The sequence below is a fragment of the Kineococcus sp. NPDC059986 genome, from assembly GCF_040702905.1.
Classification (GTDB): domain Bacteria; phylum Actinomycetota; class Actinomycetes; order Actinomycetales; family Kineococcaceae; genus Kineococcus.
On the sequence record NZ_JBFBND010000041.1, the window covers coordinates 25,393 to 40,216 of the forward strand.

At 72.6% G+C, this 14,824-nt stretch carries 17 protein-coding genes; 8 read left to right on the plus strand and 9 right to left on the minus strand.

The genetic code is table 11. From position 1 onward, the window contains the following. The first annotated feature begins 39 nt into the window (after positions 1–39). The 3 genes from AB0637_RS21695 to AB0637_RS21705 all read left to right on the plus strand — a co-directional run bounded on the left by AB0637_RS21695 (position 40) and on the right by AB0637_RS21705 (position 2,262). Entirely contained in the window at positions 40–1,167 is a 1,128-nt protein-coding gene (locus AB0637_RS21695) for a Vms1/Ankzf1 family peptidyl-tRNA hydrolase (protein ID WP_366174773.1), read from the plus strand. Between the two features lie 141 nt (positions 1,168–1,308). After that, a complete protein-coding gene (locus AB0637_RS21700; RefSeq protein WP_366174774.1) occupies positions 1,309–2,019 on the plus strand; it encodes a metal-dependent hydrolase in 711 nt (236 codons plus the stop codon). Positions 2,020–2,052: 33 nt separating this feature from the next. Then, positions 2,053–2,262, plus strand: coding sequence for a hypothetical protein (locus AB0637_RS21705; RefSeq protein ID WP_366174775.1), 210 nt, complete (start codon positions 2,053–2,055; stop codon positions 2,260–2,262). 9 nt (positions 2,263–2,271) lie between these two features. On the opposite strand, the gene AB0637_RS21710 is transcribed toward AB0637_RS21705, so the two are convergent. From AB0637_RS21710 to AB0637_RS21740, 7 genes are read right to left on the minus strand one after another with little or no spacing between them, the layout of a single operon-like run. Further along, a complete protein-coding gene (locus AB0637_RS21710) occupies positions 2,272–2,556 on the minus strand; it encodes a hypothetical protein (RefSeq protein ID WP_366174776.1) in 285 nt (94 codons plus the stop codon). A 39-nt stretch (positions 2,557–2,595) separates the two neighbouring features. Continuing rightward, positions 2,596–2,958, minus strand: coding sequence for a monovalent cation/H(+) antiporter subunit G (gene mnhG / locus AB0637_RS21715; RefSeq protein WP_366174777.1), 363 nt, complete (start codon positions 2,956–2,958; stop codon positions 2,596–2,598). Further along, positions 2,958–3,239: a monovalent cation/H+ antiporter complex subunit F gene (locus tag AB0637_RS21720; RefSeq protein WP_366174778.1), complete on the minus strand. Its 282-nt coding sequence runs from the start codon at positions 3,237–3,239 to the stop codon at positions 2,958–2,960. The genes mnhG and AB0637_RS21720 overlap by 1 nt, the downstream gene beginning before the upstream one ends. Further along, on the minus strand, positions 3,236–3,838 hold the full coding sequence (locus AB0637_RS21725; protein WP_366174779.1) for a Na+/H+ antiporter subunit E: 603 nt from the start codon (positions 3,836–3,838) through the stop codon (positions 3,236–3,238). The genes AB0637_RS21720 and AB0637_RS21725 overlap by 4 nt, the downstream gene beginning before the upstream one ends. Beyond that, entirely contained in the window at positions 3,835–5,427 is a 1,593-nt protein-coding gene (locus AB0637_RS21730) for a Na+/H+ antiporter subunit D (protein ID WP_366174780.1), read from the minus strand. Before AB0637_RS21730 ends, AB0637_RS21725 begins: the two co-directional genes overlap by 4 nt. After that, on the minus strand, positions 5,424–5,861 hold the full coding sequence (locus tag AB0637_RS21735; RefSeq protein ID WP_366174781.1) for a Na(+)/H(+) antiporter subunit C: 438 nt from the start codon (positions 5,859–5,861) through the stop codon (positions 5,424–5,426). The genes AB0637_RS21730 and AB0637_RS21735 overlap by 4 nt, the downstream gene beginning before the upstream one ends. After that, on the minus strand, positions 5,858–8,668 hold the full coding sequence (locus AB0637_RS21740) for a Na+/H+ antiporter subunit A (RefSeq protein WP_366174782.1): 2,811 nt from the start codon (positions 8,666–8,668) through the stop codon (positions 5,858–5,860). The genes AB0637_RS21735 and AB0637_RS21740 overlap by 4 nt, the downstream gene beginning before the upstream one ends. A gap of 97 nt (positions 8,669–8,765) precedes the next feature. Between AB0637_RS21740 and AB0637_RS21745 the strand changes: the two genes are divergently transcribed. From AB0637_RS21745 to AB0637_RS21755, 3 genes are all read left to right on the plus strand, one after another. Further along, positions 8,766–9,176: a helix-turn-helix domain-containing protein gene (locus AB0637_RS21745; RefSeq protein WP_366174783.1), complete on the plus strand. Its 411-nt coding sequence runs from the start codon at positions 8,766–8,768 to the stop codon at positions 9,174–9,176. 52 nt (positions 9,177–9,228) lie between these two features. Further along, positions 9,229–9,717, plus strand: a complete 489-nt coding sequence (locus AB0637_RS21750; protein ID WP_366174784.1) for a GNAT family N-acetyltransferase — start codon at positions 9,229–9,231, stop codon at positions 9,715–9,717. A gap of 95 nt (positions 9,718–9,812) precedes the next feature. Beyond that, positions 9,813–10,670, plus strand: coding sequence for an ABC transporter substrate-binding protein (locus AB0637_RS21755; protein WP_366174785.1), 858 nt, complete (start codon positions 9,813–9,815; stop codon positions 10,668–10,670). A gap of 210 nt (positions 10,671–10,880) precedes the next feature. Here AB0637_RS21755 and AB0637_RS21760 read toward each other — a convergent pair whose 3' ends face one another. Together AB0637_RS21760 and AB0637_RS21765 are read right to left on the minus strand one after the other, a co-directional pair. After that, positions 10,881–11,561: a hypothetical protein gene (locus AB0637_RS21760; RefSeq protein WP_366174786.1), complete on the minus strand. Its 681-nt coding sequence runs from the start codon at positions 11,559–11,561 to the stop codon at positions 10,881–10,883. Between the two features lie 176 nt (positions 11,562–11,737). Further along, positions 11,738–13,393, minus strand: a complete 1,656-nt coding sequence (locus tag AB0637_RS21765) for an alkaline phosphatase D family protein (protein ID WP_366174787.1) — start codon at positions 13,391–13,393, stop codon at positions 11,738–11,740. 345 nt (positions 13,394–13,738) lie between these two features. On the opposite strand from AB0637_RS21765, the gene AB0637_RS21770 reads away from it, so the two are divergent. Both AB0637_RS21770 and AB0637_RS21775 read left to right on the plus strand, forming a co-directional pair. Continuing rightward, on the plus strand, positions 13,739–14,263 hold the full coding sequence (locus tag AB0637_RS21770; RefSeq protein WP_366174788.1) for a hypothetical protein: 525 nt from the start codon (positions 13,739–13,741) through the stop codon (positions 14,261–14,263). A gap of 209 nt (positions 14,264–14,472) precedes the next feature. Then, the gene (locus AB0637_RS21775) at positions 14,473–14,754 is read left to right on the plus strand and encodes a transposase (RefSeq protein WP_366174789.1); all 282 of its coding nucleotides are present in this window, start codon (positions 14,473–14,475) and stop codon (positions 14,752–14,754) included. The last annotated feature ends 70 nt before the right edge of the window (positions 14,755–14,824 follow it).

Sequence of the window (14,824 nt, forward strand, 5' to 3'; positions counted from 1 at the left end):
GCAAGAGCGGACAGCAACGCCGTCGACGAGGGAGTTCTCGTGAAGCTGACCTGGCTCAAGGACGTGGCCCTGGACCCGGGGCCCTCCGTCTCCGTCTACGTGGACGCGACCCGGGAACGGGCCAGCGCGCACGACATCGACCAGCGCTGGCTCCAGGCCCGCTCGGCCCTCGCCGGCCAGGGTGCCCCGGAACCGGCGCTCGCCGCCCTCGACGCCGTCGCCACGGAACCGACGGGCGTGGGCGGTCACGTCGGCCGCGCGCTCGTCGCCACCGCCACGGGACTGCAGCTCGACCTCGTCCTCGCCGCACCGCCGGAGCGGGAGGAGGCGACGACCGGGCCCGTGGCCCACCTCATGCCGCTCGTCCGGTCGATGGCCGACGACGTCCGGTACGTCCTCGTCGAGCTCGACCGCGCCGGTGCCGACGTCACCGTGGCCCGCACGGGCGCCGTCGTGGGGCGGCAGACGCGGACCGTCGAAGGCGGTCACGACCTGCTGCACAAGGGGTCCGGTGACAACCGGGCCGAGCACCGCTACCAGCGGACCGTCCAGGACTCCTGGGACCACAACGCCGCCGCGGTCGCCGCCGACCTCGCCGACCTCGTCCGCCGCGAACGTCCCGACGTCGTCCTCGTCACCGGCGACCCCAAGGCGATGGCGTCGCTGAAGGACAGGACGCCCGCCGCCCTCGCGCCGCTCGTGTGCGAGGTCAAGGGCGGGGGCCGCGCCGCCGGCACCCGCGAGAAGGCGTTCGAGGCCAACGTCACCGCCGCGCTCGACGCCGTCCGCACCCGCCGCCGCCAGGCCGTCGTCGACGAGTTCGCCCAGGAGCGGGGCCGGCAGGGCCGGGCCGTCGAAGGGCTCGACCCCGTCGTCTCCGCGCTGCGCGCCGGGCAGGTGCGCACGCTCCTGCTCGTCGACGACCCGACCTCCACCGAACGGCTGTGGACCGGTCCGGGCCCGCTGGAGGTCGCGACGACGCGCGAGGACCTCGACGTCCTCGGCGTCACCGACGTCGTGCAGGTGCGCGCCGACGCCGCCCTCGTCCGCGCCCTCGCCGCCTCCGACGCCGAGATCGAGCTCGCCCCGCGCCCGGAGGAGGACGGCGAGGAGCCGCTGCTGTCGATGACCGACGGGATCGGCGCGCTCCTGCGCTACGCCGTCTGACCCCTCCCCCTGCGCTCCGCGGGGTCGGATCGTTGGCACCTCGCTTTCGATGAACGACAGCAGGGGTCCAACGATCCGACACCCCCGAGCCGGGCCCGCGCTACCCTCCAGGCCTCTGACCTGGGAGGACGACACACCGTGATGGGCCCGGCGCACGCCGCCAGCGGGTTGGCGGTGGGGGCCCTGACCCTCGGCGTCGCCGCCACGCACCTCGGCATCGACCGACCCCTCGAGCAGCTCGCGTGGGTCGTGGCGTGGGGCGGCTTCGCCTACCTGCCCGACCTGGACCAGAAGGGTTCGACGGCCGGATCGATGTGGGGGCCGCCGACGCGCTGGCTCTCCCGCCTCATCGGCGTCCTCGCGCGCCGGCACCGCGGCGGCACCCACGACGCCCTCGTCGCCCCCGTCGTCTTCGGGGGTCTGGCGGCGCTCGCGGCCCGCAACCACTGGACGGCGCTCGCCGTCCTGGCGCTGGGCATCGGTCTGGCGTTGCACGCCGTCGCCCAGCTCGTCCCCGGCGACGCGGAGAAGACGGCGGTCGGCAACCTCGCGCTGTCCGCGGCGGGGGCGTGGTGGCTGACCGACCACGGGGTGCACCTGCCGTGGCTGCCGTGGGCCGTCGCGGGCGGGGTCCTCGTCCACGTCGCGGGCGACGCCCTCACGACGGACGGCATCCCCGTGCCGTTGACGTCGTGGGCCCGCCGCCGGCCCCGCACGGTCGGGCTGCGCCTCTTCGACGCGGGCCGCGGGCCGGAGCCGCTGCTGCAGTACCTGGTGTTCCCGGCCCTCACGGTGCTCGGGCTGGTGCGCCACGTCGGCCCCGTCCGGGACCTGCTGGCACCACTGGTGTGAGGGGCGCCGCCGGAACCCCGGCACAATGGGGGCGTGGCGAGACAACCCTGGTGGCGGGCGACGAAGACGCTGGAGCAGTCGAGGCGTTCGGGGCTGCTGTACGCCCTGGTGGCTGTGCTGTCGTGGGGTGTGGTCGTCACCGACGGCAGCCCGCTGGCCTGGCTGGCGGCGGTCGTCTTCACCGCGGGAGCGGCGTACTTCCTCGCCGCCTGGCGGGTCCGGCGCTCGCGCGAGGGGGAGTGACCCGCCCCGTCAGCTGAGGCGGGTCTGGACGGCCGGTGCGCCGATGAGCCCGGCGGCGTGGGCGCGGCGCACGGCGGCGGCCGTGCTGCGCACCCCGAAGCGGTCGCGCAGCCCGGTGACGGTCGCGATGACCCCGCGGACGTCGAGCGCGAGTTCGGCGCCGGCGGCGACGAGCGGACGGCCGGCGGCCACGAGTTCGAGCAGCCGGCGTTCGACGGGGGTCACGTCCGGCGCGATGGCCTCGTGGTGGGTTACGGTCCGCTCCTCGGCCGAGTGCGTGCCCTGGCTGGACACTCACGCAACGTTACGGTTCCGCAGCCTCCGGCGCCAGGGTCATCCCCCCGAACGCTCCTCCTCGGCCAGCTTCTCGGCCAGGTCGTCGTGGTCGAGCATCGACGCGTCGACCTGGCCCGTGCGGTAGGCGGCCCGGCCGACCATGTGCGCCGCGACGGGCACGGTGAGCAGCTGGAACGCGGCGATGGCGACGAGCGTGGCCACGTCCGTGGTCCGCTGAAGTGCGATCGCGACGGCCACGAGCGACAGCACGACGCCCAGGACCTGCGGTTTGGCCGTCGTGTGCATGCGGGCCAGCACGTCGGACAGCCGCAGCAGCCCGATCGCGGCGACGAGCGTCAGCAGGCACCCCAGCAGCAGCGCCGCCGAGCCGACGACGGTCCCGACCGTTCCCCAGTCCATCAGCGCTTGCCCCTCTCCTCGTCGCTCTCCTTGGACGCGTACCGCGCCACGCTCACCGACCCCACGAATCCGACGAGGGCCAGCACCACGATGACGGGCAGCGTCGTGGCGTGGCGGTTGGCCGCGGCCTCGACGCAGAGCCCGATGACGACGACCGCGACGATGACGTCGAGCGCGATGACGCGGTCGAGCATGGTGGGACCCTTCGCGACCCGCAGCAGGGCCAGCAGCGCCGCCACGGTCAGCATGCCCAGGCACAGGGCGATGACGACGGGGTTCACGGGCGGTTCCCTCCGCACAGGGCGTCCGAGCCGTCGGCCCGGCAGCGGTCGAGGTACTCGGCGTACGCCTGCGGGGTGGCGAACGTCCGCATGAGGCGCCGTTCGGTCAGCAGCACCTCGCGGCGCGTGCGCTCCCGGCCCTCGGCGCTGTCGACGCCGAGCGCGTGGATGTAGATGGACCCCTGCCCGCCCCGGGCGGACGGCGCGCCGATCTCCACGACGACCGATCCCGGCACGAGCGAGACGAGCTCGGCCGTCATCGTCACGAAGAGGTCGGACCCGCTGTGCAGGGGGACGCGCACGACGGAGTTGCGCGGTTGCCGCCCCGGCCGGACCGCGAGCCACGCCACCTGGGCGCTCGCGGCGAACAGGTCGACGAGGAACCGGCCGAGCAGCAGCACGATGCGCACCGGCCGGATCCGGACCCCGAAGGAGACGGTCGGCAGCGGCAGCACGATCGTCACGAGCAGGGCCAGCAGCGTCCCGGACAGGACGTTCGCCCAGGACAGGTCGCCCCACAGCAGCAGCCACAGCACGACGAGCCAGACGAGCATGGGCAGGCTGACGCGTTCGCGCAGCGAGAGCACCTTGGCGTTCACCGGGGCACCTCCGTCGCGCCGCCGGAGGCCCCGCCCTGCAGGACGGTGTCCACGTACGGCGAGCGGTCGAGCAGGTCCTGCGCGGCCCGGTCGCTGATGCCGAAGAGGGGACCGGCGATGACGGTGATGCCGACGCCCACCACGACGAGGGCCGCGGTCGGGGCGAGCATGCCCAGCGGCGTGCGGACCCCGATCTGCGTCGCCGTGGCGAGCCCGGCGACCTCGTCGCGGTCGGTGTGCTCCTGGGGTTCCTGCCAGAACGCGCGGTTCCACACCTTGGCGATCGCGTAGAGCGTCAGCAGGCTCGTGACGACACCCCCGGCGACGAGGACGTACGCGGGCCAGGTGCCGACGTCGACGCCGGCCTGCAGCAGCCCGAGCTTGCCGAGGAACCCCGAGAACGGCGGGATGCCGGCGAGGTTCATCGCGGGGACGAAGAACAGCACGGCGAGCACGGGCGTGCGTTTGGCCAGCGAGCCGAGCGCGTCGAGGGACGTGCTGCCCGCGTAGCGCTCGACGAGTCCGGTCACGAGGAACAGCGTCGTCTGCACGGTGATGTGGTGCGCGACGTAGAACACCGCCCCCGACAGACCGGCCGCGGTCCCGAGCGCGATCCCGAACACCATGTACCCGATGTGGCTGACGAGGGTGAACGACAGCAGACGTTTGACGTCGTTCTGGGCGACGGCCCCGAGGATCCCGACGACCATCGTCGCGAGCGCCACCCACAGCAGCAGGTCGCCCGCCTGCCCGCCGGGGAACAGCAGCGTCTCGGTGCGGATGATCGCGTAGACGCCGACCTTCGTCAGCAACCCGGCGAACACGGCCGTGACGGGTGCCGGGGCCGTCGGGTAGGAGTCCGGGAGCCAGGCCGAGAGCGGGAACACCGCGGCCTTGATGCCGAACCCCACGAGCAGCAGCAGGTGCAGGACGAGCTGGACGTCGGGGTCGACCTCGCGCAGCCGGACGGACAGTTCGGCCATGTTCACGGTCCCGGTCGCCATGTAGACGAGGGCGATCGCGGTGAGGAACACCATCGACGACAGCAGGCTGACGACGACGTACGTCGTGCCCGCCCGCACGCGCGCCTTCGTCCCGCCGAGCGTCAGCAGGATGTAGCTGGCGGCCAGCAGGATCTCGAACCCGACGTAGAGGTTGAACAGGTCCCCGGACAGGAACGCGTTCGAGACGCCGGCGGACAGCACGAGGTAGGTCGGGTGGTAGATCGAGACCGGCGTCCCCTCCTCGCCGTCGGCGACGCCCTGCGCGAGGGAGTACAGCAGGACGGCGAGCGTGACGACGGAACTCACGACGAGCATGAGCGTGGAGAGGCGGTCGGCGACCAGCGGGATCCCGAGGCGCGAGGGCCAGCCGCCGACGGCGATGGAGTACGTCCCGTTGCCGCGGTCGGTGAGGACGAGCATCGCGATGGTGGCCGCGACCACGATGCTCAACGCGGTGACGCTGATGGTGCGCTGGGCGCGCGGACGGCGGGCCAGCGCGAGGGTCAGACCGGCCGCGAACAGCGGCAGGACGACGGGCAGCGGGAGCAGGACGCGGGGCCAGTCGTTCCCGTCGAACAGGTTCACCGGCTGATCCCCTCCCCTTCCTCGTCGCTCGTCTCGTGCGTGTCGTCGTCGTAGCTGGCGGACGTCTCGTCGAGTTCGGCCCGCCGCACGATCCGGCGGTCCTCGACGTCGTCCTGGACCTCGTCGTGGCCGTCGATCTGCCAGCTCCGGTAGGCCAGGGCCAGCACGAACGCGACCATCCCGAGCGTGATGACGATGGCCGTGAGGACCATGGCCTGCGGCAGCGGGTCGCTCATCGTCTCGGCGGTCGTGCCGCCGCTGAGGATGGGCGCGCGACCGGGCCGTCCGCTGGCGACGAGGAAGAGGATGTTGATCCCGTTGCCGAGCAGGACGACGCCGACGATGACCCGCGTCAGCGTGCGTTCGAGCAGGAGCGAGACCCCGCAGGCGACGAGCACGCCGGAGATCACCACGAGCGTCAGGTTGGGGCTCACCGGGAGACCTCCTCCTCGATCTGGCGGTCGACCTCGGCACCCAGGCTGCGGATGACGTCGACGACGAGGCCGACGACGAGCAGGTAGACACCGACGTCGAAGAACAGGGAGGTCACGAGCTTCACGTGACCGAGGAGCACGACGTCGAACTGGATGATCGCGGTCTGCAGGACGTCCTGGCCGATGAGGATCCCCACCAGGCCGGTGCCCGCGGACAGGAACAGGCCGCTGCCGAGCAGCCAGCCCGCGTTGATCGGGACGGCGGTGTTGAACTCGTACCGGCCACCTGCGAGGTAGCGCACGACGAGCGCGAGCCCCGCGACGAGCCCGCCGGCGAACCCGCCGCCGGGCTGGTTGTGGCCGGAGAACACGAGGTAGACCGACAGCACGAGGATCGCGTGGAACGTCAGCCGCGTGACGACCTCGAAGACGACGGAGCGGCGTTCGGGGTCGACCGTGCTGCCGGCGGGCAGCCAGCTCTGCGCCCGCGACCGCTGGGGCGCGTCCTGCTGCTGCGGGTCGGTGTGGGCGGCGAACGCCTGGTCGATCGAGCCCATCCGGCGCCGGAACACGAGGCTCGCGACACCGGTGGCCGCGACGAGCAGCACCGAGATCTCGCCCATCGTGTCCCAGGCGCGGGCGTCGACGAGCGTCACGTTGACGACGTTCTTGCCGCCGCCGAAGGAGTACGCGAGGTCGGGCAGGTCGATCGAGACCGGGACGGCGACGCGGGCCCCGGAGGCCACGAGGGCGAACAGCGACGTGCAGGTGCCGACGGCGACGCCGATCGCGATGCGCACCCAGCGCGTGCCGACGAGCGGACGCGAGGAGAAGAACGGGGGCAGCCGCCGCAGCGCGAGCACGAACACGACGAGCGTGATGGTCTCGGCGAGCGCCTGCGTCAGGGCGAGGTCGGGTCCGGCGTGCAGGACGAACAGCAGCGTGACGCCGTACCCCGTGACGCCCGCGAGCATCACGGCCCGCAGCCGGCGACGGGCCCGCACGGTGAGGACGGCGGCCGTGACGACGACGATCCCGACGAGGACCTGCCCGACGTTGTCGTAGAGGACGACGTCGCTGGGCCAGGGCCGCGTCCACAGCAGCGCACCGCCGGGGACGGCCACGACGACGAGCAGGATCGAGGCGAGGTAGATCGGCAGCGAACCACGCTGGGTGGCACCGGTGACCTCGACGGCGATGCGGTCGACGGCGCGGACCGTCCGGCGGTACCCGCGGTCGGCGCCGGGGACGGCGGGGCCGCGCGCCTGCAGCCCCTCGACCCGTTCCTTGGCGACGACGAGGACGGCCGCCAGCGCGAACGTCACGACGGTGAGCAGCAGCGGCAGGGAGAACCCGTGCCACAGCGCGAGGTGCTCGGCCTCGCCGGGCAGGTCGTGCGCGACGAGCGCCGCGGGGCGGTCGACGAGCGGGGCGAGCGGGCCCGCCAGCAGCGTCACGGCGGCGAGCACGAGCGGGGCGGCGACGAACCCGGCCGACGGCGGGGTTGCCGTGGTGTCGGGCACGCCGGCCTTGCGCCAGAACGTCCCCCACACGAAGCGTGCCGAGTAGGCGGCCGTGAGGACCGAGCCGAGGACGAGGACGCCGAGCACGACCGGGTCGTGCAGGAACGCCGCGTACGCGGCCTCCTTGGCGACGAAACCCGCCGCGACGGGGACCCCGGCCATGGAGGCCGCCGCGACGGTCCCGACGACGGCGAGCAACGGCATCCGCCGGCCGAGCCCGGACAGTTCGCGCAGGTCGCGCGTGCCGGTCTGGTGGTCGACGATGCCGACGACGAGGAACAGGGCCGACTTGAACGTCGCGTGGGCCACGAGCAGGGCGATGCCCGCGGTGGTGGCGGCCGCGGTGCCGGCCCCGACGAGGACCGTGAGGAACCCGAGCTGGCTGACGGTGCCGAACGCGAGGAGCAGCTTGACGTCGTGCTGGCGCAGTGAGCGGTACCCGCCGAGGACCATCGTCGTGAGCCCGAGCACGAGCACCGTCGTCTGCCACTCCGGCAGTTGCGCACCCACGGGCGCGAACCGGGCGACGAGGTAGATCCCGGCCTTCACCATCGCGGCGGCGTGCAGGTAGGCGCTGACGGGGGTGGGGGCGGCCATCGCGGCCGGCAACCAGAAGTGGAACGGCACGAGGGCGGACTTCGAGATCGCGCCGACGAGCAGCAGGACGACGGCGACCGTCACGGCCGGACCCGTGGGGAAGTTCTCCAGGACCTCCGAAAACCGGTAGGTCCCGGCCCGCTGTCCGATGACGATCAGCCCCACCAGCATGGCCAGCCCGCCGAACGTCGTGACGACGAGGGCCTGCGTCGCGGCGCGTCGTGCGGAGCGCTTGTGCGCGTCGTACCCGATGAGCAGGTACGAGAACACCGTCGTGAGTTCCCAGAACACGTAGAGCTGGACGAGGTCGTCGGCCAGCACGAGTCCGGTCATGGCGCCCGTGAACGCGGTGAGGACGGCGGCGAACCGCGCCGACCCGGGGTCCTTGGCGTGGAAGTAGCTGCCGCAGTAGAAGAGGACGAGCGCCCCCACCCCGCCGACGAGCAACGTCAGGACCCACGACAGCGGGTCGAGGCGGAAGGCGAGTTCGGCGCCGAGGGAGGGGACCCAGGGGACGACGACCTCGGGGGTCTCGCCACGCAGCACCGCGGGGCCCTGGAACGCGGCCCAGACCGTGGTGGCCGCGGGGGCGAGGGCGAGCAGGGTGAACGCGCGCCGGTCCAGCCACCTCACCAGAGGCACGGCGAAGACGGCGGCGACAGCGTGGACGAGCAGCAGTGTCAGCACGGCCGGTCCTCACGAATCGGGGGCAGGTCGGTCCGCACAGAGTAACGCAGATTTTCGTTCTGTTCGATTCGAAGGGGAACCCTGCTACGGTCGGAGGGTGTCGTCGTCCGTCGCCTGCCACGGCGCCGAGGTCACCGTCCGACCCGGCCTCGATGGTCTCGCTGAACTCGCAGAACTCCTCGCCGCGCAGCCCGAGGCGCTCCTGTCCCTCAAGGTGGGCCGGCGCGGCGCCCCGTTGCCGCCGGAACTCGCGCACGCCCTGCGCGAGACCGTGACCGCCCTCGCCCACGGCGAGGCCGTGACGCTCACCCCGCACGAGGCGCTGCTCACGACGCAGGAGGCGGCCGACGTCCTCGGGGTCAGCCGGCCGACGATGGTCCGGCTGCTGGAGTCCGGCGCGCTGCCCTACACGAAACCCGGAACGCACCGGCGGGTGCGGCTCGAGGACGTCCTGGACTACGCCGAGAGCCACCGCACGTCCCGAGCCCCGCAGCCCCGCCGGGCCTGACCGGGGCGGCCCTCCACGGCTCCACTTGCCGGCCGGGTGCCACGATCGTCCGGTGGAGGGGAACGCGTCGGTCGACGTCGTCGTCGTCGACCCTGCGTCGGTCCCCGCCCGGGCCGCGCTGCGCGCCTACTACGACGACATCGTCACGCGCTGGTACGGCCGTCCGGCGACGCGGGTCGAGGTCGACGACCTCGTCGCGGGCGCGGGCGACGACCGGCTCGCCCCACCGCACGGCCTGTTCCTGCTCGCCCGGCGCGGGGAGGCCGTCCTCGGCTGCGCCGGGCTGCGGGTGGTCGGTGACGTCGGTGAGCTCACGCGGCTGCACGTCGCCGCCGCGGCCCGCGGGCAGGGTCTCGGGACCCGCCTCCTGGTGGCCGTCGAGGAGGAGGCGCGCCGGCTCGGGCTGGCCGTGCTGCGCCTGGAGACCCGTGACGACCTCGTCGAGGCGCGCCGCCTCTACGCCCGGCACGGGTTCACCCCGACGGAGCGGTTCACCGACGACCCCTACGCCCACCACTGCCTCGCCAAACCGCTGACCTGACGTCGGCCGGGGTGGAACGGTCCAGTCGTGGCGGGCTCGTGCCGATGGGAGGGGTGGACCCACGAGGTCCCGCTGTCGCCACTCCTGGAGGATCCGTGCCCACGTCCCGCTCCCGCGTCGCCCTCACCGCGGCGCTCGCCGCGACGGTGCTCGCGGGCCTCGCCGGCTGCGCGGGGGACAGCGCCGCGACCACCCCCGCGGCGGCGGCGGCCCTCCCGCTCGTCACCCCCGGCACCCTGACGGTCGCGACGGACGCCACCTACGCCCCGATGGAGTCGATGAAGGGCAGCGAGTTCGTCGGCGCCGACATCGACCTCGTCGCCGACCTCGCCCACCGCATGGGGTTGAAGGTCGTCTTCGTGCAGGTGGGGTTCGACGACCTCATCGACACCGTGTCCGCGCACAAGGCCGACCTCATCGCCTCGTCGATGACGGACCGCGCCTCGCGCCAGGAGCAGGTCGACTTCGTCGACTACTTCATCGCCGGCAGCCAGGCCATCGCCGCAGGCGGGAACCCGCACGGTCTCGACGGCCCCGGCACCTGGTGCGGGCGGACGGCGGCCGTGAACTCCGGCACGACGAACGGCGACCTCGTCGTGGCCCAGTCCGGCCTCTGCACGGCTGCGGGCAAACCACCCATCACCGTCCGCGAGGTCCCGAACGGCCAGAGCGCCGCCGAGGTCGCCGCGGGCCGCGCGGACTTCGGGGTCGAGGACTACCCGTCCGCCGCCGACCTGGTCACCGCGTCCGGTGGGCAGACCGTCCTGGCCGGCAAGCCGCTGCAGCCCGCTCCCTACGGGTTCGGCATCGCCAAGGACCGCACGGCCCTGCGCGACGCCGTCCAGCGCGCGCTGCAGGAGTCCATCGCCGCCGGTCGCTACACCGAGGTGCTCAAGGCCCACGGCGTCGAGGCCGCCGCCCTGACGACGACGGCGCTCAACGGCGGGGCGTGACCCCTCATCGGTGACGGTCGTGCCTGCGGCCGGTGGTGGATGCCCCGGCCAGCGGAGAGCTTCGGCCGGGCGGGGAGCACCAGCGGAGACGCCGGCGGTTCACCCGCGCCGCCTCGACATCACGGTCACGAACGTCGCGGTCATGGCGACGACCAAGCGGTCATCGAGCAGCTCGATCAGCCTCCCGTACCGCCCTCGAGCAGTTCTCGCTCACCGCAGCAGACCGGCCTCCCGCACCACCTGCACCGCCTCCGCCGCCGATCCCCGCGTCAACATCGTCATGTTCCACACCTGACCCGCGCCCCCGAAGGGCCGATGGATCGACCACCCCAGGCACGCCACCCCGCTGCGGTCGACCTGGACGCCGACGCTGGTCCCGTCCACCTCGACGACTGTGAAGTCGCCGGTCACTGAAGAGCGCGGGGAACCGTCGGCATCGAAGCGGTCCAGGCGCTGGGCCACGGACTGCGGCCACGGCCGGCCGGCCGAGGGCAGTTGCGCGTAGAGGCAGGTGACCTCCTCCCGCAGCACGGACGACGCGGCGGCGTGGCGCCAGTCCAGCTCTGGCGGCAGGTGGAAGACGGCGAAGACCGAGGTCGAGGGCCTGCCGCGCTCGTCGGCGTCGAAGAACGGTTCGCCGTCCCGTCCCGGGACGGCCAGCACCTCGCGCCGGCCGGCGACCGCGCGCGGCAGCAACCGCAGGACGGGGAAGCCCGTCACCAGGCGCAGCCGCACCTCGGTCACCGGAGCCCACGAGTGAGCCAGGGAGTCGCCGCCGCGGCTGCCCGAGCGCGACCACGCCTCGGTGATCTCGTCCCCGGCGACCGACGCCTCGAGAGCCTGCAGCACTGCGTGGGGCAGGGGCGGCTGGGCTTCACCGGACACGTGCATCTCCGATCCTCGACAGACAGCTCCCGCACCACCAAGCCGATCGGTTCCCACGCTTGCACTTAAGTGACCGCGACGTCACGGTCATCCCGCGGTGCGCGGGCGCACGGTCATCCCGCAGTGCGCGGGTGCATGGTGCCAGCGCCCGCGCCCACCGTCGCTCGGATCGTGAGTCCGACTCAGGCTTCCTGCAGCCCAGGCCGGCCCGCGTCGACGACGAAGCTGGCGCGGGTGCTGACCGCCGAGCCGGGCTGGGAGACCTGGTCCAGCACTTGGAAGTCGGCGCGCAGCTCACGCCGGTCCAGGCGGGCCACGACGTACCCGCGCTGGTTGTTCGCCAGCTTCAGGTCCGGGTTGTCGGCCAGCTCGCTGTCCCGGGTGGCGTAGGCGTCGCCGCCGTCGCCGCCGGAGGTGATGGACGTGCAGACCAGCTCGACCCCCACCGGAACGGAGTTCTGGTCGTCGGCGAAGCGGGCCAGGTCGGCGGCGTAGTGCTTGTGGACGTCGCCGGACAAGACGACGGGGTTGTCGACCCCGCGGTCGACGAACCCGTCCAGCAGGCGCTGACGGTTGGCGGTGTACCCGTCCCAGGAGTCGGGGTTGAACCCGCGGTCGAGGCCGGGCACGTAGTCGTGCTCGTGGAACATGACCTGCTGGGCGATGACGTTCCACGTCGCGGCCGAGGACTGCATCCCGTCGAGCAGCCACTTCTCCTGCGCGGCGCCCATGATGGACCGCTGGGGTTGGTCGCGTTCGGGGCCGCTGGTGGGGAAGGTGTCCCCGCCGGGCTGGTCGTCGCGGTACTGGCGGGTGTCGAGCACGTGGAAGCTGGCCAGCGCGCCCCACTCCAGGCGGCGGTACAGCTGCATGTCGGCTCCACGGGGCCGGGCCGCGGCGCGCAGCGGCATGTTCTCGTAGTACGCCTGGTAGGCCGCGGCACGCCGGGCGGTGAACTCCTGCACCGTGGGGTACGGGTCCTGCTCCTCGGCGATCAGCCCGGCGTAGTTGTTCTCCACCTCGTGGTCGTCCCACGTCACGATCCACGGAGCCACCGCGTGCGCGGCCTGCAGGTCGGGGTCGGCCTTGTACTGGGCGTGGCGCAGCCGGTAGTCGCCGAGGGTCCTGGTCTCCGGGCCCATGTGGTCGCGGACGTTGTTGCCCGACGGGGACACGTAGTCGTTGGCGGTGTACTCGTAGATGTAGTCGCCCAGGAAGAGCACCACGTCCGGTTCCTCCTCGGCCAGGCGCCGGTAGGCGGTGAACCAGCCGTGCTCGTACTGCGCGCACGAAGCGAACGCCATGGTCAGCGCCCGGCTGGAGGAGGTCGCGGCCGGGGCGGTGCGGGTCAGGCCCACCGGAGAGATCGTCCCGCCCTGCCCGGCCAGCCGGAAGCGGTAGAAGAATTCCCGGCCCGCGGGCAGTCCCGTCAGCTCCACGTGCACGCTGTGCCCCAGGGCCGAGATCGCACGGGTGCGCCCGCTGCGCACGACGCGCCGGAAGTCCTCGTCGTCGGCCAGTTCCCACTCCACGGCCACGTCGCGGTCGGGCATGCCGCCACGCCCATCGGCGGCGTACGGGTAGGGCGCCAGGCGCGTCCACAGCACGAACCCGTCGGCGGTGGGTTCACCAGAGGCGACGCCCAGGGTGAAGGGGTCGCCCAGACGACCGATGCTCGACGCGAGGGTCCGGGGCTTGGCCGCGGGAGAGCTCTGGGACGCGAGGGCCGGCCACGCGGTGGCGGTGACCAGTCCGACGCCGGCGGCGCCGGTCAGGACGGCGCGCCGTCGCAGCGACCCGGACGTGGACGTGGGGAGAGTGGGGGCGGGCTCGGTCACGAGGGCTCCTCGGGAAGTGGCAGGCGCGACACCGCGCACCGGGTGAACCGGACGTTGCTCCGACAAATCGACAACCACCGCGATCCTGTGCAACGTGATGGTGAACGCTGGGTGCATGCCATGAGCATCGGTGCTGCCGCCGGCCGATGGGCATGGCACGAGAAGCAAGCCGTGCCAGCCGTGAAGGACGAGGACCTACCGGTCATCCCGCGGTGCGCGAAACGCACGGTCATCCCGCGGATGGTGCGAGGTCTCGGCCGCCGGCGACGTCGCGGTCTTGTCGAGGACCGAGTGGCCGTGAAGCGCGAGCCACATCGCGCTCCGATGTCCACCTAGGCTCGGCAGATGGCCCGTGATCTTGTACAGGACAGTCTCACGGCCTTGGCCGAGGGTTTGCCCACCGCGCCTGCACGGCTGAGCCGACGCCGCCGCTCAGCCGTCCTAGCCCTAGACGCCGACGGCGACGTGGCCTGCACCCTCATCGCCCGACGCAGCGTGGGCTACGTGGAGAGCTGCACCTACCTCTTCCAGCGCCACCAGGGCACCTGGACCTACCTGGGAGGTGGTGGCGGCCCAGGAGACGACCTGTTCGCTCCCCGACCTGACCCGACCCCGGACGGTGAGCACCTGCACTACGCCGGTGTTGGAGGAGTTCGCGGAGCTCACGGGTGGCGCAAGCCGTGGATCAGTGAGGTGGAACTGCGCTGCAGCCCGCAGGTCGCAGCCCTTGAGGTCACTGGGCGGATCGTGCCGGTAGCAGCCCACGGCAACGCGGTCGTCGTCTGGTCCTCCTCACGGGCACCGCTGATCACTGCGCTGGACGCCGAGGGTCACCCGCTCCAGAGCTGTACGCCCAAGTCACGACTCTGAGACGCACGGTCATCCCGCGGTGCGCGGGCTGCCGCTAGCGCTGATCACGTCCCCCGCGTCAAGGACACCAGCCACTTCATCCCAGTCCGCTTGTGCCAGTGCCGACCGGCGCGCACATGACGAACAATGGCCCGCTGTAGCGAGGTGGTGTCAAGGCCCGGGTTTCATAGAGACCTCCAATCAACGCCTCCGAGAGGATGATGGTCTCCATGGCTGCCCCCAGGAAGTACCCCGACGAGTTACGTGAGCGAGCCATCCGCCTCGCACTGGAAGCCCGCCGCGACCCCACCACCCGCACCGGGGCGTTGAAGCGCATCGGCGGCCAGCTCGGAATCAACCCAGAAACACTGCGCAACTGGGTCGTCCAAGCCGAGATTGATGCCGGCGACCGGCCCGGGACCAGCACCGACGACGCGGTCCGTCTGGCCGAGCTGGAGAAGGAAGTGCGCGAGCTGCGCCGGGCCAATGAGCTCTTCTCTGTAGCGGCTTGACGGTAACTGTGCGTCATGTGGTGCGGTCGTGCTCGAGGTGCAGCACGACCAGGACCGCGGCGGTGATGGC

Bases quoted from the DNA above. Each gene is read 5' to 3' on its own strand.
- AB0637_RS21775 (WP_366174789.1), top strand. From the start codon at position 14,473: ATGGCTGCCCCCAGGAAGTACCCCGACGAGTTACGTGAGCGAGCCATC.
- AB0637_RS21770 (WP_366174788.1), top strand. From the start codon at position 13,739: ATGGCCCGTGATCTTGTACAGGACAGTCTCACGGCCTTGGCCGAGGGT.
- AB0637_RS21700 (WP_366174774.1), top strand. From the start codon at position 1,309: ATGGGCCCGGCGCACGCCGCCAGCGGGTTGGCGGTGGGGGCCCTGACC.
- AB0637_RS21760 (WP_366174786.1), bottom strand. From the start codon at position 11,561: ATGCACGTGTCCGGTGAAGCCCAGCCGCCCCTGCCCCACGCAGTGCTG.
- mnhG (WP_366174777.1), bottom strand. From the start codon at position 2,958: ATGGACTGGGGAACGGTCGGGACCGTCGTCGGCTCGGCGGCGCTGCTG.